The following is an 18,454-nucleotide window of genomic DNA, read 5'->3' as shown; positions in this document are numbered from 1 at the left end:
GCGGATTGAGCCAACACCTCGGCGAACCATTGGTAACCTGACCGGGAATGATTCCGATCTGCTTCATTTCTCCAGCTCTTTTCGGTATACAATGCCCAATGGCCTAAGGCCGGCAGGCAAGGGGTGCGAAGCGTCGTACCCCTTTTTTCTTTGCATGACCAATCAAATTTATAGCGTAGCCTAGGATCCTATTCCTTAACGGGTAGGGCCAGCGGATAGTTGTTTAGGTGACGCAAGCGATGAAAGCGCAAGCGAAGGGGATTCGATTTTGATCAAGGTGCTAGTTGTCGACGATCATGATCTTGTTCGTACCGGCATCGTACGGATGTTGGCGGATGTGGCAGGAATCCAGGTCGTCGGCCAGGCAGACAGTGGCGAAAATGCACTGATGCTGGCCCGTGAGCTCGAGCCGGATGTAGTCCTGATGGACGTCCGGATGCCCGGTATCGGTGGGCTGGAAGCTACCCGCAAGCTCCTGCGCAGCCGACCCGACCTGAAGGTGGTGGTCGTCACGGCCTGCGAGGAAGATCCTTTTCCGACGCGTCTGCTCCAGGCGGGTGCTGCAGGGTATCTGACCAAGGGTGCCGACATCGAAGAGATGATCACCGCCATCAAGCAGGCCTTCGCCGGTCGGCGTTACATCAGTGCGCAGATCGCCCAGCAGCTGGCCTTGAAACCCTTTCAGTCCAAGGCCGAAGCGTCGCCCTTCGATCAGCTGTCCGAGCGAGAGATTCAGATCGCGCTGATGATCGCAGGTTGCCAGAAAGTCCAGGTCATTTCCGACAAGCTCTGTTTGTCGCCGAAGACCGTCAACACCTATCGCTATCGGATCTTCGAGAAATTATCGATTACCAGCGATGTCGAACTAGCCATGTTGGCTGTTCGCCACGGCATGGTAGATGCAACGAGTTGATATGAGTCAATCTTTCGATGCTGCAGCCTTTCTATCCGGTTGCAGTGGACGTCCGGGTGTCTATCGGATGTTCGATGAGGGCGGCAAGCTCCTCTATGTTGGTAAGGCCAAGAATCTCAAGAACCGACTTTCCAGCTATTTCAGAAAGACCGGCTTGGCACCCAAGACGGCTTCCATGGTGTCCAAGATCGCTCAGATCGAGACCACCATCACCGGCAACGAGACCGAAGCGCTCCTGCTGGAACAGAATCTCATCAAGCAGTGGCGCCCGCCCTACAACATCCTGTTGAGGGATGATAAGTCCTACCCCTATGTCTATCTCTCAACTGAGGATCAGTATCCGCGACTGACCATTCACCGTGGAGAGAAGAGAGGGAAGGGGCGCTACTTCGGTCCTTATCCCAGCGCCGGTGCCATCCGCGAAAGTCTCAATCTGCTGCAGAAAGCCTTTCAGGTACGGCAATGCGATGACAACTACTTTCGCAATCGTACGCGGCCCTGCCTGCAGTATCAGATCAAGAGATGCAAGGGCCCCTGCGTGGCGCTCGTCAGCGAGCAGGAATATGGCGAGGACGTCCGTCATTCGGCCATGTTTCTAGAAGGGCGTAGCAATGCCCTGGCGGAAGAGCTGCAAGCCAAGATGGAAAGCGCCTCGGTCAATCTGCAGTTCGAGCGGGCGGCGGAGTTGCGTGATCAGGTGGCCCTGGTGCGACGCGTTCAGGATCAGCAGAGCATCGAGGGAGGCACCGGTGATGTCGATGTCATCGCCGCGCTCGTCAATCCGGGCGGTGCCTGTGTGCACCTGGTCAGCGTACGCGGCGGGCGAGTGCTGGGCAGCAAGAATTTCTTCCCGGAGGTAGGGATCGAGGAGGATTCCAGCGAAGTGCTGGCCGCCTTCCTGGAGCAGTACTACCTCGCCTACCTGGAGCGGGATCTGCCGGACGAGATCATCGTGAATTCCGTCCACGAGGACTTCGCTACCCTGATCGATGCCTTTGCCGAGGTTCACAAGCGGCAGCTGGTCATCGCTCATCGCGTCCGGGGGACCCGAGCCCGCTGGCAGCAGTTGGCGGTAACCAATGCGGAGCAGGCGCTGAATACGCGACTGGCCAATCGGCAGCACATGGGGGTGCGTTTCGATGCCCTGGTGCAGGCGCTGGATCTGCCGGAACCGCCTCAGCGGCTGGAGTGTTTCGATATCAGTCATTCCAGTGGCGAGGCGACCGTGGCGTCCTGCGTGGTCTTCGGGCCGGAAGGACCGCTCAAGTCGGATTATCGTCGTTACAACATCGAGGGTGTAACCGCCGGCGATGACTATGCCGCCATGCATCAGGCGTTGACCCGCCGCTTCAGCCGGCTCAAGGCGGGCGAGGGCAAGCTGCCTGACATCCTGCTGGTGGATGGAGGCAAGGGCCAGCTGGCCATGGCCCGTGAGGTGCTCAGGGAGTTGGCGGTGCCGGATCTGGTCCTGCTGGGCGTCGCCAAGGGCGTCACCCGCAAGCCGGGTCTCGAAGTCCTCTATCTGGACGATCCGTCCAACGAATTCACCCTGCCGGCTCATTCGCCCGCGCTGCATCTCATTCAGCAGATTCGCGACGAGGCGCACCGATTCGCCATCACCGGACACCGCGCACGCCGCGGCAAGGCGCGCCGGACGTCATCGCTGGAGGAGGTTGCCGGAATCGGGCCCAAGCGGCGGCAGGAGCTTCTCAAGCACTTTGGCGGACTCCGTGAGCTGCAGCGTGCGAGCATCGAAGAGATCGCCAAAGCGCCAAGCATTAGCAAAAAGCTGGCCGAGCAGATTTATGCGGCCTTGCACAGCGAGTAGAATCGCCTCACGTTCACCAACAGCCGCGCCAATGAATATTCCAAATCTGCTTACCGTACTGCGCGTCTTCCTCATTCCGCTCTTTGTCATCCTGTTCTATCTGCCAGTCCACTGGAGTTACTGGACCGCCAGCACCATCTTCGCCATCGCCTGTGCGACCGACTGGCTGGATGGCTATCTGGCGCGGCGCCTGGGGCAGAGCACGCCCTTCGGTGCCTTCCTGGATCCGGTAGCGGACAAGCTCATCGTCGCGGTGGCCCTGGTGTTGCTGGTGCAGGAGCACGCCAATGCCTGGCTGACGCTGCCTGCCGTCATCATCGTCGGTCGCGAGATCGTGGTATCGGCGCTGCGGGAGTGGATGGCCGAGTTGGGCGCCCGGGCCCAGGTCGCGGTGTCCAATCTGGGCAAGTGGAAGACGGCGGCGCAGATGCTGGCGCTGGTCATCCTGTTGGCCAACCCGCCGCAGATGACCTTCTGGGTCATCAGTGGTTATGCGTTGCTCATCGTCGCAGCAGCCCTGACCCTGTGGTCCATGTGCACCTATCTGATGGCGGCGTGGCCGCATCTGATGAGCGCCGAGAAAAAGAAATAAGTTTTTTGAATCAATGGCTTGACATGAAGGGTGGCTCAGATAGAATGGCGCCCGTCACCAAGCGGGAATAGCTCAGTTGGTAGAGCACGACCTTGCCAAGGTCGGGGTCGCGAGTTCGAGTCTCGTTTCCCGCTCCATGTTTTACATGAGTGTCGCAAGACATTCAGGTTTGAGGCCGGGTGGCAGAGTGGTCATGCAGCGGATTGCAAATCCGTGTACGCCGGTTCGATTCCGACCTCGGCCTCCACTATTGAGAGCCCCGTAGATCCCAGGTCTACGGGGCTTTTCATCATCCAGGGATGTATGAATACTGGATCAGGTTCTACGAATCCGCTTGTCTGAGGGTTCGGTTCTGCCCGAGTGGTGAAACTGGTAGACACAAGGGACTTAAAATCCCTCGACTTAACCGTCGTGCCGGTTCGATTCCGGCCTCGGGCACCATCCAAATGAAAAGGCCACTCCTGTTCGAGTGGCCTTTTTCGTTTAGGAGGGAATCGTCCAGTAGGGCGTTTCATCCGCATCGCGCTCGATACGTGAGCGGCTGTCGAGGATGAAGGCTTCGAGCATGGCCGCGTCGAGCAATTCGGTGCGGGCGATAGGGCGATTCAGTACCGACTGACCGCTGCGGGAAAAGACCTCGACATCGTAGGCGCGCTGATCACGCGTGGATATCACGCAGCGCAACGGCTCGAATCCGCCTTTGAGGGTGTTGAAGGCGCTGGCGAGTTCGACATAGAGGGTCATCCGGAAAAGCTTCCTGTTCAAAGGTGGCACTGTGACAGCATTGGCTGCTACAGGGTTTCACCTTTGCAGAAAAGTGCCGTCATATCGCGATGCTAGTCGCAAAATCCCGGCCCTGCTTTCGGAGTTTCATTGCCAGCCTTGCAGCCAGCATTCTGCATCCTGCAACTCGTGCCAGTCCAGCGTCCAGGTACGACGAGTGAGAACGGCTTGCAGATCTATCTGCGAGATGGGGTCGGTCTCGACTTCCGGGGTATGGACCCGGGTGACGATGAAGTGCTTTTGCCGTTCGCGTGGCTGGACGGCCGTCCATTTGCTGAGCAGCAGCTTGTGGGGGTTGATCTGACGTTGCTTCATCCCTGCATGGCCTCCAGCAGGGGTGCACTGCGATAGCGCTGCAGCAGGGCTTCCAGGTTGCGATCGGGCATGGCGTGGGCCCTGAGCGCCGTGATGGTGCGCTCGACGTATTCCAGGGTGGTGCCGAAGTGGCCGCAGGCCTCGGTCAGGACGCGATTGAGGATGTCATCGGGCAGGCTGCCGGCGTAGCAGGGCAGATTGCGCTTCAGCACGAAGCCGAGCGCCTGCACCTTGCTGCCGTCTTCCAGGTGGCATTGCAGCCAGCGGGGGCGGTAGGACCCATCCGGCATCTCGCGCTTCCAGAGGGCCAGCAGGTGGTCGTCCAGTTGGTCATCCGGCAGCTGGTAGGCGAAGCCCGAGCAGGAGCCGCCGCGATCCAGGCCCAGTACCAGGCCGGGTTGCTCGGGGGTGCCGCGATGCAGCTGGGACCAGAGATAGAGACCGCGGTGATAGCCGTGCACCCGCGCCCGGCGCACGGCGACGGCGGGGCACTCGGGGCGCCAGATCAGCGAGCCGTAGGCGAACAGCCAGACCGGGCCGGGTTGGCGTTGAGCCAGGGTGGCTTCCAGGGAGGCCACCAGCTCGGGAGGGGTGAGCGGCGTGGCGGGCGCGAGCTTGGGGGGATAGGAATCGTGGATGCTGGAAGGAATCTGTCTGTGCATATGCCGCCTGGTCCTCTACCGCTGTAGCTGCCAGGTTCAGGAACCCGGCCCTAGGATCCTAACGAAAGTCCGGGATGAACTCCTAGACCGTTCGTGCCCATCTTTATGACGCCTGGTTAGGTCACAGCGAGAAACATGCCAAGGTGGACGCAGAAAACGGCGGACGAAAAAAAGCCCGGCAGGTGCCGGGCGGGAAAGGGGGCGTGAGATCGATCAGGCGCTGGTGCGGATCAGGTGATCGAAGGCGGCCAGGGAGGCCTTGGCGCCTTCGCCCAGGGCGATGACGATCTGCTTGTAGGGCACGGTGGTGACGTCGCCCGCGGCGAAGACGCCGGGCAGGGAGGTCTGGCAGCGGGCGTCAACTTCGATCTCGCCGCGCGGCGACAGCTCGACGGTACCCTTGAGCCAGTCGGTATTGGGCACCAGGCCGATCTGCACGAAGACGCCTTCCAGGTCGATGTGGTGGAACTCGCTGGAGTTGCGATCCTTGTAGACCAGGCCGTTGACCTTCTGGCCATCGCCCTTGACTTCGCTGGTGAGGGCGCTGGTGATGACGGTCACGTTGGGCAGGCTGAACAGCTTGCGCTGCAGCACGGCGTCGGCACGCAGCTGGCCGTCGTACTCGATCAGGGTGACCTGGGCGACGATGCCGGCGAGGTCGATGGCCGCTTCGACACCCGAGTTGCCGCCACCGATCACCGCGACGCGCTTGCCCTTGAACAGGGGGCCATCGCAGTGCGGGCAGTAGGCCACGCCGCGGTTGCGGTATTCGCGCTCACCGGGAACGTTCATTTCGCGCCAGCGGGCGCCGGTGGCCAGGATCAGCGTCTTGGCCTTGAGCGAGCCGCCATCGGTGAAGCGGACTTCGTGCAGGCCGCCGGCTTCGTGGGCCGGAATCAGCTGCTCGGCGCGCTGCAGGTTCATGATGTCGACTTCGTACTGCTTGACGTGCTCTTCCAGCGCCATGGCCAGCTTCGGCCCTTCGGTCTCCTTGATGGAGATGAAGTTCTCGATGGCCAGGGTATCCAGTACCTGGCCGCCGAAACGCTCGGCGGCGACGCCGGTACGGATGCCCTTGCGTGCGGCATAGACGGCAGCGGCCGCGCCAGCCGGGCCACCCCCGATGACCAGGACGTCGAAGGCGTCCTTGGCATTGAGCTTGTCGGCGGAGCGGGCGGCGGCACCGGTGTCGAGCTTGGCGACGATCTCTTCCAGACCCATGCGGCCCTGGCCGAAGGGTTCGCCGTTCAGGTAGACGCTGGGCACGGCCATGATCTGGCGGCGCTCGACCTCGTCCTGGAACAGGGCGCCGTCGACGGCGACGTGCTTGACCCGGGGATTGAGCACGGCCATGAGGTTCAGGGCCTGCACCACGTCCGGGCAGTTCTGGCAGGAGAGGGAGAAATAGGTTTCGAACTGGTAGTCGCCGTCGAGCGCCTTGACCTGCTCGATGACGTCCTGGCTGGCCTTGGACGGATGACCGCCCACCTGCAGCAGGGCCAGTACCAGGGAGGTGAATTCGTGGCCCATGGGCAGACCGGCGAAGCGCAGGTCGATGTTCTGACCGGGGGTCAGCAGGGCGAAGGAGGGGCGACGGGCATCGGTGCCGTCGGTGCTGAGGCTGACCTGATCGGACAGGCTGGCGATATCCTGCAGCAGGCTGTGCATTTCACGGGACTTCGCGCCATCGTCGAGGGACGCGACGATCTCGATGGGGCGCGTGACGCGTTCGAGGTAGGTCTTGAGCTGGGCTTTCAGATTGGCGTCCAACATGGCGACGTGGCTTCCGTAAAAAATGGGCAAAAAAAGAGCGCGCGGGCAAGGCGCCCGGGCGCTCGGGCTAGATCAGGCGGGTGTTAGATCTTGCCAACCAGGTCCAGCGAGGGGGTCAGGGTCGCTTCGCCTTCTTTCCACTTGGCGGGGCAGACTTCGCCCGGGTGGTTGGCGACGTACTGGGCGGCGCGGACCTTGCGCAGCAGTTCGCTGGCGTCACGGCCGATGCCGTTGTCGTGGATTTCGCACAGCTTGATCTGGCCTTCCGGGTTGATCAGGAAGGTGCCGCGCAAGGCCAGGCCTTCTTCTTCGATCAGCACTTCGAAGTTGCGTGCCAGGCGAGCGGTGGGATCGCCTACCAGCGGGTAGTTGACCTTCTTGATGGCTTCCGAGGTGTCGTGCCAGGCCTTGTGCGCGAAGTGGGTGTCGCAGGACACGCCGTAGATCTCCACGCCCAGCTTCTGGAACTCGGGGTACAGGTCAGCAAGGTCTTCCAGCTCGGTGGGGCACACGAAGGTGAAGTCGGCCGGGTAGAACACGATGGCGGACCACTTGCCCTTCAGATCGGCCTCGGTCACCTGGACGAATTTGCCGTTGTGGTAGGCGGTCGCGGTGAAAGGCTTCACTTCGGTGTTGATCAGGGACATTGATGACTCCTTGATGGGTTTAAGTCAGGGTTGAAATCGATAGGACGCATACTAATCGCATTTTGACGATTCACCTCATTGTTAAAGGCGATGTCGGCGATTGGGCGTCTCTATCGGATACTACAGGTATTTAATAAAATCAGCGGCTTAGCTCGGCTCAGGCCGGGCCCAGCGCCTTGGTCGTGGCCGGATGCTGACCCCATTCGCTCCAGGAGCCGTCGTAGAGCCGACCATCCGGCAGGCCGGCGACGCTCAAGGCGAGCAGCAGGACCGCGGCGGTGACGCCACTGCCGCAACTGGTGATCACCGGATGTAGGCCGTCGATGCCCAGGGCCTGGAAGCGCTGGCGCAACTCCTGGGGTGGCAGCAGGGTGCCATCTTCTGTCAGCAGGCTGTCGTAGGGCAGATTCTGGCTGCCGGGCATATGACCTGAGGCGACGCCCGGGCGCGGCTCCGCTACCTCGCCGGTGAAGCGCTTGGCGCCACGCGCGTCGAGCACCTGGGTCTGGCCCACGCTGAGCGCGGTCTGCACATCGCCCAGGCCGCAGAGCAGGCGATTGTTGAAGATGACGGGGTAGGGTGGCTGCGGGTTGGGCAGGTTTTCACCGGTCTCCAGCGGCAGGCCCTGTTCACGCCAGAGCGGCAGGCCGCCATCGAGCACCATCACCTGGTCATGGCCGAACAGGCGGAACAGCCACCAGGCCCGGGCGGCGGAGAACAGGCCCTTCTGGTCGTAGACGACCAGGGTAGTCTCCGGGGTGACGCCCAGTTCGCCGGCCAGGCGGGCGAAGCGTCCCGCGCTGGGGACCATGTGCGGCAGCGCGGTGTCCGGATCGGAGAAGTGTTCGATATCGAAGCGCAGGGCGCCGGGGATGTGCTGCTGCCGATAGGTCTCGTCGGCGATCTGGGGTTCGTTGGGCAGATAGAGACTGGCATCGAGGATCAGCAGATCCGGACGGCCGAGTTGCTCCTGCAGCCAGGCAGCGGTGACCAGCGGGGAGGCGATCATGGGTGGCGCTCCTTGATGGGCAAAGGACGACAGCTTACCGCGCCTGGCGCGACGTGGGCTGTCAGGGATCGGCGGATACTTTATCCTCGTCAGCCTGGTAACTGGATAGATGACTTATGAGCGAACTTAACGGGCAATCCACGGGCGGCAACGACTGGCAACTCGGGCGCATCGTCGGGGAACTGCATGAGGCGCGCAGCCAATGGCGCGAGACCCATGGGCGTTTCCGCGAGTTCAGCGGCCGCGAGCTGCCGTCGCGCAGCGTCATGGCCAGCGTGATCGAATCCCTCAGCGGTGCGCTCTTTCCGCTACGCCTGGGGCCGGATCAGCTGCGCCAGGAAAGCGAGGACTTCTATGTCGGTTTCGAACTGGAGCGGGCGCTCAATGCCCTGGTGATCCAGGCGAAGCTGGAACTGGACTATTTCGCCAAGCAGCGTGGCGAGAACGGCGTCAATCGCGCCGACGAGGCCCGTCGGCTGGTGCAGGCCTTCGCCCTGGCGCTGCCGGATCTGCGGCGCCTGCTGGATACCGACGTGATCGCCGCCTACCAGGGCGATCCCGCCGCGCGCAGCGTGGACGAGGTGCTGCTCTGCTACCCGGGCATCTACGCCATGATCCATCACCGCATCGCCCATCACTTCTATCGCAGCGGCCTGCCGTTGCTGGCGCGGATGGTCAGCGAGCGGGCGCACTCGGCGACCGGGATCGACATCCACCCGGGTGCCCAGATCGGCGAGGGCTTCTTCATCGACCATGGCACCGGTGTGGTGATCGGCGAGACCTGCATCATCGGCGACCGGGTACGCATCTATCAGGCAGTGACTTTGGGCGCCAAGCGCTTCCCGGCCGATGCCGAGGGCAACCTTAAGAAGGGCCACCCGCGCCATCCGATCGTCGAGGACGACGTGGTGATCTATGCCGGGGCGACCATCCTCGGGCGCATCACCATCGGCCAGGGCTCGACCATCGGCGGCAACGTCTGGCTGACCCATGGCGTGCCGGCCAACAGCAACGTCAGCCAGGCCAGCCTGCAGGGCTGCGCCGGTCTGGCTCAGGAGTAGTCGGCGGCGTTGTCACGAACGAACTTGGCCAGGAAGCGCCGGGTGCGTTCTTCACGCGGCCGATTGAACAACTCGGCCGCCGGACCCTGTTCGACGATGCGGCCGCCGTCCATGAACAGCACCCGGTGGGCGACGTCACGCGCGAAGGCCATCTCGTGGGTGACGATGACCAGGGTACGACCCTCCTGGGCCAGCCCGCGAATGGTCTCCAGCACCTCGCCGACCCGCTCGGGATCCAGCGCCGAGGTGGGTTCATCGAAGAGGATGGCCTGGGGCCGCATGGCCAGTGCCCGGGCGATGGCGACCCGCTGCTGCTGGCCGCCCGATAGCTGTCCGGGATAGCTATCGGCCTTGTCGGCCAAGCCGACCTTGGCCAGCCATTCACGGCCCTGGGCGATGGCCGTGTCGCGCGCCTCGCCCTGGACGATGATGGGGCCCTCGATCACGTTCTCCAGCGCGGTGCGATGGGGAAACAGATTGAAGTTCTGGAAGACGAAGCCCATGCGCTGGCGCAGCTGGCGGATGGCGTGCTGCTGGCCCTTGAGCGGTCGGCTGGCGTCGATGCGCAGGTCGCCCAGGCGGATGCTGCCGGCCTCCGGGGTCTCCAGCAGATTGAGGCAGCGCAGCAGGGTGGTCTTGCCCGAACCGCTGGGGCCGATGATCGCGACCACCTCGCCCTGGGCCACCTCGAGGTCGATGGACTGCAGCACTGTCTGCTGCCGGAAGGACTTGGACAGCCCCTGCACCTCGATCATGACTGACCTCGTTCATTAATGTGGCGCCCGTAGTGCCGTTCGAGGCGGTTCTGCAGGGTGGACAGCAGGCTGGCCAGGACCCAGTAGAGCAGTGCCGCGGCCAGGTAGAGGCTGAAGATCTCGAAGGTGCGGGCGGTGATCAGCTGGGCCTGGCGGAACAGCTCCGGCACCTGGATGGTGGCCGCCAGCGAGGTGTCCTTGACCAGCGAGATGAAGCTGTTGCCCAGTGGCGGCAGGGCGATGCGCAGCGCCTGGGGCAGGATGGCGCGCCTCAGGGTCTGCAGCGGCGTCATGCCGATGCTGGCGGCGGCTTCCCACTGACCGCGGTCGATGGCGCCGATGGCCGAGCGGATGATCTCCGCGGTGTAGGCGGCCATGTTCAGCGAAAAGCCGATCAGGGCGGCCGGCAGCGGATCGAGCTGCAGGCCCAGTTCGGGCAGGCCGTAGTAGATGACGAACAGCTGCACCAGCAGCGGCGTACCCCGGAAGAACGAGATGTACAGCCGCGCCAGGCTACGCAGCGGCAGGCTCGGCGAGCGGCGCAGCAGGGCCAGGCCGAAGCCCAGCAGCAGGCCGAAGAACATGCCGCCGAGGCTCAGGACCACGGTCCAGATCGCGCCCTTCAGCAGGAAGGGCAGCGAATCGAGCAGGAGCTGTAGCGTGTCGCTCATTGGGTGACGTCGGCCTTGAACCACTTCTCGGAGATCTTGGCCAGGGTGCCATCGGCGCGCAGCTTGGCGATGGCCTGGTCGACCGCGGCATGGAATTGCGGATCACCCTTGCGTTCGGCGATGCCCGACTCCTGGCGACTGAAGGGCTCACCGGCCAGGGCCAGCTTGTCCTTGGTCTTGGACAGCAGTTCCAGGGCGGCCAGGCGGTCGACGAGGATGGCGTCGATGCGGCCGACGCGCAGATCCTGGTACTTGGTCGGATCGTCTTCGTAGGTGCGCACGTCCGCCTTGGGTACGTTCTGGCGCAGCCATTGCTCGTAGTTGGTGCCCAGGCCGACGCCGACCTTCTTGCCGGCGAGGTCGGCGGCGGTCTTGATGCTGTCGACGTCGTCCTTGCGCACCAGGGCCTGGATGCCGGAGACGGTGTAGGGCGTGGAGAAATCGTATTTCTTCTTGCGCTCCTCGCTAATGGTGACCTGGTTGATCACCACGTCCAGACGCCGAGATTCCAGGGCGGCGAGCAGACCATCCCATTTGCCGGGCTGGATCTTGGCGTCGACACCCAGTTCCTTGGCCAGGGCCTTGGCGAAGTCCACTTCGAAGCCGGTCAGCTGGCCCTGTTCGTTCTGGAAGCTGAAGGGCGGATAGGTGCCCTCCAGGCCGACGATCAGTTCGCCGCGCTGCTTGACGGTCTGCAGGAGGTCTTCGGCCTGGGCGGTGGCCTGGTGGGCCAGGCCCAGGGCGAGCAACAGGGCGGCGCTACGGAGCAGACGCTGGGGGAGGGGTTTGCGCATGGCAGAGATCCTTGTGGTTATGAGGGTGCGCCACTATGAGGGTGTCTGTTCTGACATCCCAAGTCCGAAAACTGCTGACGTTATGCCATCGTCCTGTGGCTTGGCTAGCCGATCACGCCAACCAGTCGCCATAGGCGAAGGTGCCCGGGGCGCCGCCGGTGTGCAGGAATACCAGGGGGCCGGGTGGGAGGTCCCCGCTGGCGACCATATCCAGCAGGCCCGCCATGGCCTTGCCGGTGTAGACCGGGTCCAGCACCAGGCCTTCGAGCCGGCCCAGGCGGCGGATGGCGGCCAGGGTGCCGGGATTGGGCTCGCCATAGCGCGGGCCGAAGTAGCCGTCACGCAGGAGCGGAGGATTCTCAGGTAGAGCGACGCCCAGCAACTCGGCCAACTGCTGCCGCAGCAGGGCGACCCTGGGCAGCTGCTCGGCCTGGGTGCGGGAAACGGTGACGCCGATCACCGGCAGCTCTGGCCGCAGATGATGAAGGGCCAGGTCCAGCCCGGCCTGGGTGCCGGCACTACCGGAGGCGAGGATGACGGCTGCGGGTTGCAACTGTAGCTCCTGCAGCTGAGCGTCGAGTTCCAAGGCCGCACGGACGTAGCCGAGGGCGCCCAGGGCGCTGGAGCCGCCAATGGGGATCACCCAGGGCTTGCGCCCTTGCTGGCGCAGGCGCTCGGCTTCGGCTTCCAGCTGCCGCAACGGATCATCGAGCGCCGCGACGGCTCTGATCTCGGCGCCGAAGAGTTCGAGCAGGAGGCGGTTGCCGCCGTGCAGGTAGCCGGGGTCCGCGGTGGCGATGGGATTTTCCAGCAGGGCGACGCAGCCCTGGCCCTGTTGCGCGGCGACGGCGGCGGTCTGGCGCACATGGTTGGACTGGATGGCGCCGGCGGTCACCAGGGTGTCGGCGCCGGCGGCCAGCGCCGCGGCGACCAGGTATTCCAGCTTGCGCACCTTATTGCCGCCCAGGGCCAGGCTGGTGGTGTCGTCGCGCTTGCAGTAGACCGGTCGGCCCAGCTCCGCTGACAGCCGCGGCAGGACCTCCAGCGGGGTCACCGAGGGTTGCAGCGTCAGGCGCGGAAAGCGGGCGAGGGCGGTGGCGAGCATGGCGGAACCCGGGGCAATTGAAGGGGGCATCACTCTAGGGCCAGGCCGTGCCTGGCGGCAATCCTGCCCTCAGGCGAGGTCCGGACGCCGCGCCCAGGCCTGGGGCACCAGCGAACGCAGCAGCACGCCATAGAGCGGGACGAAGAGCAGCAGGCTGACCGTCAGCTTGACGCCGTAGTCGACCAGGGCGATCTCCGGCCAGTGACTGGCCATGAAGGGGTTGTCGCTGCGCCAGAAGGCGATGGAAAAGAAGGCCAGGGTGTCGAGGGCGTTGCCGAACAGGGTCGAGACCGTGGGCGCCAGCCACCAGTGGCGCGAGCGCCGCAGGCGGTCGAACACCTGGATGTCGAGCAGTTGGCCGAGCACATAGGCACAGAAGCTGGCCAGGGAGATGCGCAGCACGAAGACGTTGACCGCGGCCAGCGCCGCCCAGCCCTGGAAACTGCCGTCCTGGAACAGCACCGAGACCCCGTAGGAAACCACCAGGGCCGGAATCATCACCCGGGCGATCACCTGGCGGGCGGGCGCCTTGCCCATCAGCCGCACGGTGAGGTCGGTGGCGAGAAAGATGAAGGGGAAGCTGAAGGCGCCCCAGGTGGTGTGCCAGCCGAACAGCTGCAGCGGCAACTGCACCAGGTAGTTGCTAGCGATGATGATGAGGATATGGAAGGCGACGAGCGCGGCGACCGCCGTGCGGCGCGCGAAAGCTATACGTTCGAGCATGAGAGGGCCTTTTTGAAAGTGCCTGGGGTGAGGGAACCCAGGCCCCGGAGTTCGGGGCGGCGCCATCCTAGCCCAAAGCCGGGGCCTATCACCAGTGATTGGCTGCAGGCGGCGCCCGGCGGGTGGGAGCGGCTCTTCCTGAGCGCTCCCTGGGAAGGTGAACCGCCTCAAGCGGCCGGCTTGAGTACCACCTTGGTCCAGCCATCATCCCGCGCATCGAAATGGCGATAGGCGTCCGGCGCCTCGGCCAGGCTCAGGCGATGGGAGATGATCTGCGAGGGTCGCGCCTTGCCCGCATGGATCAACCGCGCCAGCTCGCGGTTGTAGTTCTTGACGTTGGCCTGGCCGGTGCGGATCTGCTGGCCCTTGAACCAGAAGTTGCCGAAGTCGAAGGCCATCTTGCCTTGCTTGGCCAGGTCGTTCCGGCCGCCCGGGTCCTGGGGCACGAACACCCCGACCACCCCGATACCACCGGTGGCGCGGGTCGACGCCACCAGGTTGTTCATGGTGAGGTGATTGACTTCGTGCCCGTGGTGATCGCAGCACTGGTAGCCGACGCACTCGCAACCGCGATCGGTCCCGTGCCCATGGGTGAGGTTGAGCAGTTGCTCCACCGCATCGCCTTCCTTGGCGTGGATGGCCTTGGCGCCGAGCTTTTCCGCCAGTGCCAGGCGATCCGGCTGGTCGTCGACCACATAGACCTCGGAGGCGCCACGGATCATGGCGGAGTGGGCAGCCATGAGGCCGACCGGGCCCGCGCCATAGATGGCGATGGATTCGCCCGGGCGCAGACCGGCCAGCTCGGTGGCATGCCAGCCGGTGGGAAAGATGTCGGACAGCATCACGTAGTCGTCTTCGCGTTCCGCGGCATCTTCGGGCAGTACCAGGCAGTTGAAGTCGGCGTAGGGCACCCGCAGCAACTCCGCCTGGCCACCCTGGTAGGGGCCCATGTCGGCGAAGCCGTAGGCCGCACCGGCGACGCCCGGGTTGGCGGTGAGGCAGAAACCGGTCAGCCCGCGCTCGCAGTTCTCGCAGAATCCGCAGCCGATGTTGAAGGGCAGGCAGACCCGGTCGCCAACCTTGATGCGATCAACGCCGAGACCGACCTCGACCACCTCGCCGAGATTCTCGTGGCCGAAGACCCGGCCACTTTCGAAGCTGGTGCGGCCTTCGTACATGTGCAGGTCGGAACCGCAGATGTTGGTGGTGGTGATCCTGACGAGGACGTCGGTGGGTTTTTCGATGCTGGCATCGGCTACGTTCTTGACCGCGACGTCGCGTGGGCCCTGGTAAACCACAGCTTTCATGATGTGCACTCCGGAGTGTCGCGTCGGTCCTCTACGGGCACCCGCTTGGGTAGATGGGCGTCTTCCCTAGCAGCGAGCAGCCTGGGCTGTCGCCTCAAGGGGAGGGCATCGGCAAGCGGACGAGAGTTCAAATCGTCAGACGAGTTGGGCTGCACTTGGGAGTCCTGCTAACGTTGCGGTTTAAACCGCGAAAGAGGCTTGCCATGCACTATCGATCCTTGGGCCGAACCGAGCTGAAGGTGAGCGCCATTGCCCTGGGTACCATGACCTGGGGCGAGCAGAACACCGAGGCAGAAGCCTTCGAGCAGATCCGGGTCGCCAAGACGGCCGGCGTCAACCTGCTGGATACCGCCGAGATGTACCCGGTGCCGCCGCGCGCCGAGACCTATACCCGCACCGAGACCATCCTCGGCAACTATTTCCGCCAGCACGGCGACCGCGCCGACTGGGTGCTGGCCAGCAAGGCGGCCGGTCCTGGCCGCGACATGGACTACATCCGCGACGGTGGCCTGGCCTTTACCAAGGCCAATCTCACCGCCGCGCTGGAGGCCAGTCTCAAGCGACTCAACACCGACTACCTGGATCTCTACCAGCTGCACTGGCCGGATCGGCGGACCAATTACTTCGGTCAGCTGGGCTATGTGCACAACGATGCCGACTTCACACCCATCGAGGAGACCCTGGAGGCCCTCGACGGCCTGGTGAAGGCAGGCAAGGTCCGCCATGTCGGCCTGTCCAACGAAACGCCCTGGGGCGTGCAGCGCTTCCTGCACCTGAGCGAGACCCGTGGCTGGCCGCGGGTGGTCTCCATCCAGAATCCCTACAATCTGCTCAATCGCAGCTTCGAGGTGGGGCTGGCCGAGCAGGCCATCCGCGAGCAGGTCGGCTTGCTGGCCTATTCGCCGCTGGCCTTCGGTGTGCTCGCGGGCAAGTACCTGAACGGCGCCCGTCCGGAAGGGGCGCGACTGACCCTTTTCGAACGCTTCCAGCGCTACAGCAATCCCCAGACGCAGCGCGCGGCCCAGGCCTACGTCGAACTGGCCCGGGAGCGCAGTCTGGATCCGGCGCAGATGGCCCTGGCCTTCGTCACCAGTCGGCCCTTCGTCACCAGCAACATCATCGGCGCCACCTCGCTCGCCCAGCTGGAAAGCAATCTGGCGAGCAGCGAGCTGGTGCTGGACCAGGAAACCCTGGCCGCCATCGAAGCCATCCACGTCGACCAGCCCAACCCGGCACCCTGATCGTCTGGTATCCGGCGCCCGGTACAGCTGCTGTACCGGGCGTTTCCTTGCGCCTGGCGAAAGGCGGCCGTGACCGACAGGGCAGGGACGCAAGGGCTGCTGTCCGCAACGCCTATTAAAACCGCGGCCCCAAGGGCCTAGAGTCGGTCGGACCTTTCACGCCTGCAGGTGTCCGTCATGACGTCGTACGAAATCGTGCTCCTGGGTGACCAGGACCCTTCCATCGTGGCCCACCAGGCCATCCCCCAGGCCCTGGCGCTGACCGCCACGGCGCTGGGTGTCACGCTGCGGACACGCTGGCTGCCGACGGTCGAGGCCGATGGCGCCCTTGCCGACTGCGACGGCCTCTGGTGCGTCCCCGGGAGTCCCTATCGCCATCGCGAAGGGGTGCTGGCGACTCTGCGCACGGCGCGCGAACAGCGGATTCCCTTTCTCGGGACCTGTGGCGGGCTGCAGTACGCGTTGCTGGAGTACGTCCAGTCCGTGCTGGGCTGGACGGACGCCGCCCACGGTGAAGACGATCCGTCGGCCAGCCGCGCGGTGCTCACGCCCCTGAGCTGCGCCCGCATCGAGGTGCAGAATCAACTCCGATTGCTGCCAGGGTCGCGCCTGGCGGAGGCGGCCGGCGCCGAACGGGTCGAGGCCACCTATCGCTGTCGCTTCGGGGTGAATCCCGCCTATCTGCCGGCTTTGCTCGACGCCGGCTGGCGCGTCCTCGCCTGGGATGAGGAAGAGCTGCCAGTGGCCTTCGAGCTGACGACCCATCCCTGTTATTTCGGCACCCTCTATCAGCCCGAGCGCGAGGCGCTGGCCGGTCGGGTCCCCACGGCGGTGCGCGCCTGGCTGGACGCGGTGGTCGCGGCGCGGAACCTGGGGACATGAAGCGGCCGGAATTGCCCGAGGACTGTGTGGTGATCGCCTTCGTCTCGCAACGCACCGACGACGATCCCGACTATGAGGCCATGGCGGCGCGCATGGTGGAGCTGGCGCAGGCGCAGCCAGGCTTTCTGGGCATGGAATCGGTGCGGGGCACCGATGGCCTCGGCATTACCCTGTCCTACTGGACCGATGAGGCCGCCGTCGCGGCCTGGGGCGCCCATCCGGAACATCGGCAGGCGCAGCGGCTGGGTCAGGCGCGCTGGTATCGCTGGCATGACACCCGGGTCATGCGCCTGCTGTCGAGCCGCGCCGGTCCTGGCGTCACTCCAGGCGGATCGCGCCCAGGGCCGGAGTGACACGGATCCAGCCGATACGACTCTCTTCGCCGATCAGCATGACCTTCTTCCAGGGGCGAAAGGGGGCGCTGTCCAGAACCAGGATGCGATCGCCCGGTTTGAGCATGGCGATCAGCTGGCGGTTGGCGACCACGCTGCGCTCCGGCATGGCGGGATACTGCATCAGCGGAATCTGGCCGCCGCGAATCTGCCAGGTCTCGCCGCTGGCGGCGTTGATGAAGGTCGGCAGCCGCGTCAGCAGGATGGCCAGCGCGAAGAACCCGATCAGCAGCAGGACGAGCCGCTGCGTCACGGTCCGGACGGCAACGATATCGGGTGACAGCTTGCCAAGCGAGGACATGGAGATGGCTCTGGGCGGCGGACGGTAGAGGCTCGATGCTACCGTCATGCGGCCAGTTGACATCATTCACATCCAGGAAAGGTCAACGGCTGCTCATTCGCCAGCGCCAGACTGTGAACGGCCGCAAAGCGGCCGACTAGAGAGGCGGGTTCAGGGAGCCAGCTGGCGGGTGACTTCCACGGCCTTGTCGAAGGACGGATAGCCACTCTTGGCCACCGCGAGCTCTCCGTAGGCGCTCTTGTAGGTCTGCGCCTGGATCGGGTCGGCCTCGGGCACCAGGAAGGGATCGGTATACATCCGATAGAGCAGGGCATAGGCCAGCGGATAGCGATGATCGGCGGAGGCGTTCAGCAATTCCAGGACGTCATCGGTCTGCGGGCCCTGCTTGATGGCGATCACCGCACGATAGAACTCCACTTCGCCATCGGCGCTGGTTCCGCCATTGCGCAGCAGCAGGGCATCCGCGAGCTTGAGCTGTTCTTCGCTGCCACCCAGGACCAGCAGCTTGGCCTGCAAGAGGTCGTTCTGGCGCAGCAGGGTGGTCTGTTCCGCGCTGAGCGGCCGCGTGTCCGCCGCCTCGTGATGACCGCCCAGGGAGCAGCCGGCGAGGGAAACACACAGCAACGGGAGCATCCATTTCTTCATGTCGAGATCTATCCGCGGAGTCGTGACGCTGGTTCCAAACTTTGGACGATAGCAG

21 protein-coding genes and 3 tRNA genes are annotated in these 18,454 nt (G+C 64.4%); 10 read left to right on the top strand and 14 right to left on the bottom strand.

The window, feature by feature from the left end:
* The first annotated feature begins 268 nt into the window (after positions 1-268).
* The 6 genes from gacA to POR01S_RS05780 all read left to right on the top strand — a co-directional run bounded on the left by gacA (position 269) and on the right by POR01S_RS05780 (position 3,774).
* Positions 269-913 carry a response regulator transcription factor GacA gene (gacA, locus tag POR01S_RS05805; RefSeq protein WP_027599189.1) on the top strand — a complete coding sequence of 215 codons (645 nt, stop codon included), beginning with the start codon at positions 269-271 and terminating at the stop codon, positions 911-913.
* A gap of 1 nt (position 914) precedes the next feature.
* Positions 915-2,741 (top strand): excinuclease ABC subunit UvrC, encoded by a 1,827-nt coding sequence (uvrC, locus tag POR01S_RS05800; RefSeq protein WP_027599190.1) that lies wholly within the window; start codon positions 915-917, stop codon positions 2,739-2,741.
* A 31-nt stretch (positions 2,742-2,772) separates the two neighbouring features.
* Entirely contained in the window at positions 2,773-3,333 is a 561-nt protein-coding gene (pgsA, locus tag POR01S_RS05795; protein WP_007161859.1) for a CDP-diacylglycerol--glycerol-3-phosphate 3-phosphatidyltransferase, read from the top strand.
* Between the two features lie 61 nt (positions 3,334-3,394).
* Positions 3,395-3,470, top strand: a tRNA-Gly gene (locus POR01S_RS05790).
* A 36-nt stretch (positions 3,471-3,506) separates the two neighbouring features.
* Positions 3,507-3,580, top strand: a tRNA-Cys gene (locus tag POR01S_RS05785).
* Positions 3,581-3,687: 107 nt separating this feature from the next.
* Positions 3,688-3,774: transfer RNA gene (locus tag POR01S_RS05780), tRNA-Leu, on the top strand.
* Between the two features lie 42 nt (positions 3,775-3,816).
* On the opposite strand, the gene POR01S_RS05775 is transcribed toward POR01S_RS05780, so the two are convergent.
* The 6 genes from POR01S_RS05775 to sseA form a co-directional block, all read right to left on the bottom strand.
* On the bottom strand, positions 3,817-4,077 hold the full coding sequence (locus POR01S_RS05775) for a hypothetical protein (RefSeq protein WP_007161858.1): 261 nt from the start codon (positions 4,075-4,077) through the stop codon (positions 3,817-3,819).
* A gap of 126 nt (positions 4,078-4,203) precedes the next feature.
* Positions 4,204-4,431, bottom strand: a complete 228-nt coding sequence (locus POR01S_RS05770) for a TIGR02450 family Trp-rich protein (protein ID WP_007161857.1) — start codon at positions 4,429-4,431, stop codon at positions 4,204-4,206.
* Complete coding sequence (locus tag POR01S_RS05765) at positions 4,428-5,093, bottom strand: gamma-glutamylcyclotransferase (protein WP_042134379.1); 666 nt, start codon at positions 5,091-5,093, stop codon at positions 4,428-4,430. Before POR01S_RS05765 ends, POR01S_RS05770 begins: the two co-directional genes overlap by 4 nt.
* A 213-nt stretch (positions 5,094-5,306) precedes the next feature.
* Positions 5,307-6,866, bottom strand: a complete 1,560-nt coding sequence (gene ahpF / locus POR01S_RS05760; RefSeq protein WP_042134377.1) for an alkyl hydroperoxide reductase subunit F — start codon at positions 6,864-6,866, stop codon at positions 5,307-5,309.
* Between the two features lie 83 nt (positions 6,867-6,949).
* Positions 6,950-7,513, bottom strand: coding sequence for an alkyl hydroperoxide reductase subunit C (gene ahpC, locus POR01S_RS05755; RefSeq protein WP_007161854.1), 564 nt, complete (start codon positions 7,511-7,513; stop codon positions 6,950-6,952).
* Between the two features lie 157 nt (positions 7,514-7,670).
* Entirely contained in the window at positions 7,671-8,522 is an 852-nt protein-coding gene (sseA, locus tag POR01S_RS05750; RefSeq protein ID WP_042134375.1) for a 3-mercaptopyruvate sulfurtransferase, read from the bottom strand.
* 116 nt (positions 8,523-8,638) lie between these two features.
* Here sseA and epsC point away from each other — a divergent pair, with 116 nt between their 5' ends.
* Positions 8,639-9,583 (top strand): serine O-acetyltransferase EpsC, encoded by a 945-nt coding sequence (epsC, locus tag POR01S_RS05745; RefSeq protein ID WP_007161852.1) that lies wholly within the window; start codon positions 8,639-8,641, stop codon positions 9,581-9,583.
* Here epsC and tcyN read toward each other — a convergent pair.
* The 6 genes from tcyN to POR01S_RS05715 all read right to left on the bottom strand — a co-directional run bounded on the left by tcyN (position 9,574) and on the right by POR01S_RS05715 (position 14,938).
* The gene (gene tcyN / locus POR01S_RS05740) at positions 9,574-10,338 is read right to left on the bottom strand and encodes an L-cystine ABC transporter ATP-binding protein TcyN (RefSeq protein ID WP_042134373.1); all 765 of its coding nucleotides are present in this window, start codon (positions 10,336-10,338) and stop codon (positions 9,574-9,576) included. The genes epsC and tcyN overlap by 10 nt on opposite strands.
* Positions 10,335-11,009 carry a cystine ABC transporter permease gene (tcyL, locus tag POR01S_RS05735; RefSeq protein WP_027599207.1) on the bottom strand — a complete coding sequence of 225 codons (675 nt, stop codon included), beginning with the start codon at positions 11,007-11,009 and terminating at the stop codon, positions 10,335-10,337. The genes tcyN and tcyL overlap by 4 nt, the downstream gene beginning before the upstream one ends.
* The gene (gene tcyJ, locus POR01S_RS05730) at positions 11,006-11,803 is read right to left on the bottom strand and encodes a cystine ABC transporter substrate-binding protein (RefSeq protein ID WP_042134370.1); all 798 of its coding nucleotides are present in this window, start codon (positions 11,801-11,803) and stop codon (positions 11,006-11,008) included. Before tcyJ ends, tcyL begins: the two co-directional genes overlap by 4 nt.
* Positions 11,804-11,915: 112 nt before the next feature.
* A complete protein-coding gene (locus tag POR01S_RS05725; protein WP_042134368.1) occupies positions 11,916-12,908 on the bottom strand; it encodes a D-cysteine desulfhydrase in 993 nt (330 codons plus the stop codon).
* A 69-nt stretch (positions 12,909-12,977) separates the two neighbouring features.
* Complete coding sequence (locus POR01S_RS05720; RefSeq protein ID WP_042134366.1) at positions 12,978-13,631, bottom strand: 7-cyano-7-deazaguanine/7-aminomethyl-7-deazaguanine transporter; 654 nt, start codon at positions 13,629-13,631, stop codon at positions 12,978-12,980.
* A 167-nt stretch (positions 13,632-13,798) separates the two neighbouring features.
* The gene (locus POR01S_RS05715) at positions 13,799-14,938 is read right to left on the bottom strand and encodes a glutathione-independent formaldehyde dehydrogenase (RefSeq protein WP_042134364.1); all 1,140 of its coding nucleotides are present in this window, start codon (positions 14,936-14,938) and stop codon (positions 13,799-13,801) included.
* Between the two features lie 203 nt (positions 14,939-15,141).
* Between POR01S_RS05715 and POR01S_RS05710 the strand changes: the two genes are divergently transcribed.
* The 3 genes from POR01S_RS05710 to POR01S_RS05700 all read left to right on the top strand — a co-directional run bounded on the left by POR01S_RS05710 (position 15,142) and on the right by POR01S_RS05700 (position 17,414).
* Positions 15,142-16,179 carry an NADP(H)-dependent aldo-keto reductase gene (locus POR01S_RS05710; protein ID WP_042134361.1) on the top strand — a complete coding sequence of 346 codons (1,038 nt, stop codon included), beginning with the start codon at positions 15,142-15,144 and terminating at the stop codon, positions 16,177-16,179.
* A 177-nt stretch (positions 16,180-16,356) separates the two neighbouring features.
* Positions 16,357-17,061 carry a CTP synthase C-terminal region-related (seleno)protein gene (locus POR01S_RS05705; protein WP_042134360.1) on the top strand — a complete coding sequence of 235 codons (705 nt, stop codon included), beginning with the start codon at positions 16,357-16,359 and terminating at the stop codon, positions 17,059-17,061.
* Positions 17,058-17,414 carry an antibiotic biosynthesis monooxygenase family protein gene (locus POR01S_RS05700; RefSeq protein ID WP_042134358.1) on the top strand — a complete coding sequence of 119 codons (357 nt, stop codon included), beginning with the start codon at positions 17,058-17,060 and terminating at the stop codon, positions 17,412-17,414. The genes POR01S_RS05705 and POR01S_RS05700 overlap by 4 nt, the downstream gene beginning before the upstream one ends.
* Here the strand turns inward: POR01S_RS05700 and POR01S_RS05695 are convergent.
* Both POR01S_RS05695 and POR01S_RS05690 read right to left on the bottom strand, forming a co-directional pair.
* A complete protein-coding gene (locus tag POR01S_RS05695) occupies positions 17,380-17,754 on the bottom strand; it encodes a hypothetical protein (protein WP_042134356.1) in 375 nt (124 codons plus the stop codon). The genes POR01S_RS05700 and POR01S_RS05695 overlap by 35 nt on opposite strands.
* A gap of 150 nt (positions 17,755-17,904) precedes the next feature.
* Positions 17,905-18,387, bottom strand: coding sequence for a hypothetical protein (locus POR01S_RS05690; RefSeq protein ID WP_231501019.1), 483 nt, complete (start codon positions 18,385-18,387; stop codon positions 17,905-17,907).
* Positions 18,388-18,454 lie beyond the last annotated feature (67 nt).

It is taken from the genome of Pseudomonas oryzihabitans NBRC 102199, from assembly GCF_000730625.1.
Lineage (GTDB): Bacteria > Pseudomonadota > Gammaproteobacteria > Pseudomonadales > Pseudomonadaceae > Chryseomonas > Chryseomonas oryzihabitans.
This window is presented reverse-complemented; position numbering and strand designations above follow the sequence as displayed.

What these genes read in the sequence shown, in the direction of transcription:
- uvrC (WP_027599190.1), top strand. Translation starts at nt 915, where the DNA reads ATGAGTCAATCTTTCGATGCTGCAGCCTTTCTATCCGGTTGCAGTGGA.
- pgsA (WP_007161859.1), top strand. Translation starts at nt 2,773, where the DNA reads ATGAATATTCCAAATCTGCTTACCGTACTGCGCGTCTTCCTCATTCCG.
- POR01S_RS05775 (WP_007161858.1), bottom strand. Translation starts at nt 4,077, where the DNA reads ATGACCCTCTATGTCGAACTCGCCAGCGCCTTCAACACCCTCAAAGGC.
- POR01S_RS05770 (WP_007161857.1), bottom strand. Translation starts at nt 4,431, where the DNA reads ATGAAGCAACGTCAGATCAACCCCCACAAGCTGCTGCTCAGCAAATGG.
- POR01S_RS05765 (WP_042134379.1), bottom strand. Translation starts at nt 5,093, where the DNA reads ATGCACAGACAGATTCCTTCCAGCATCCACGATTCCTATCCCCCCAAG.
- ahpF (WP_042134377.1), bottom strand. Translation starts at nt 6,866, where the DNA reads ATGTTGGACGCCAATCTGAAAGCCCAGCTCAAGACCTACCTCGAACGC.
- ahpC (WP_007161854.1), bottom strand. Translation starts at nt 7,513, where the DNA reads ATGTCCCTGATCAACACCGAAGTGAAGCCTTTCACCGCGACCGCCTAC.
- sseA (WP_042134375.1), bottom strand. Translation starts at nt 8,522, where the DNA reads ATGATCGCCTCCCCGCTGGTCACCGCTGCCTGGCTGCAGGAGCAACTC.
- epsC (WP_007161852.1), top strand. Translation starts at nt 8,639, where the DNA reads ATGAGCGAACTTAACGGGCAATCCACGGGCGGCAACGACTGGCAACTC.
- tcyN (WP_042134373.1), bottom strand. Translation starts at nt 10,338, where the DNA reads ATGATCGAGGTGCAGGGGCTGTCCAAGTCCTTCCGGCAGCAGACAGTG.
- tcyL (WP_027599207.1), bottom strand. Translation starts at nt 11,009, where the DNA reads ATGAGCGACACGCTACAGCTCCTGCTCGATTCGCTGCCCTTCCTGCTG.
- tcyJ (WP_042134370.1), bottom strand. Translation starts at nt 11,803, where the DNA reads ATGCGCAAACCCCTCCCCCAGCGTCTGCTCCGTAGCGCCGCCCTGTTG.
- POR01S_RS05725 (WP_042134368.1), bottom strand. Translation starts at nt 12,908, where the DNA reads ATGCTCGCCACCGCCCTCGCCCGCTTTCCGCGCCTGACGCTGCAACCC.
- POR01S_RS05720 (WP_042134366.1), bottom strand. Translation starts at nt 13,631, where the DNA reads ATGCTCGAACGTATAGCTTTCGCGCGCCGCACGGCGGTCGCCGCGCTC.
- POR01S_RS05715 (WP_042134364.1), bottom strand. Translation starts at nt 14,938, where the DNA reads ATGAAAGCTGTGGTTTACCAGGGCCCACGCGACGTCGCGGTCAAGAAC.
- POR01S_RS05710 (WP_042134361.1), top strand. Translation starts at nt 15,142, where the DNA reads ATGCACTATCGATCCTTGGGCCGAACCGAGCTGAAGGTGAGCGCCATT.
- POR01S_RS05705 (WP_042134360.1), top strand. Translation starts at nt 16,357, where the DNA reads ATGACGTCGTACGAAATCGTGCTCCTGGGTGACCAGGACCCTTCCATC.
- POR01S_RS05700 (WP_042134358.1), top strand. Translation starts at nt 17,058, where the DNA reads ATGAAGCGGCCGGAATTGCCCGAGGACTGTGTGGTGATCGCCTTCGTC.
- POR01S_RS05695 (WP_042134356.1), bottom strand. Translation starts at nt 17,754, where the DNA reads ATGTCCTCGCTTGGCAAGCTGTCACCCGATATCGTTGCCGTCCGGACC.
- POR01S_RS05690 (WP_231501019.1), bottom strand. Translation starts at nt 18,387, where the DNA reads ATGCTCCCGTTGCTGTGTGTTTCCCTCGCCGGCTGCTCCCTGGGCGGT.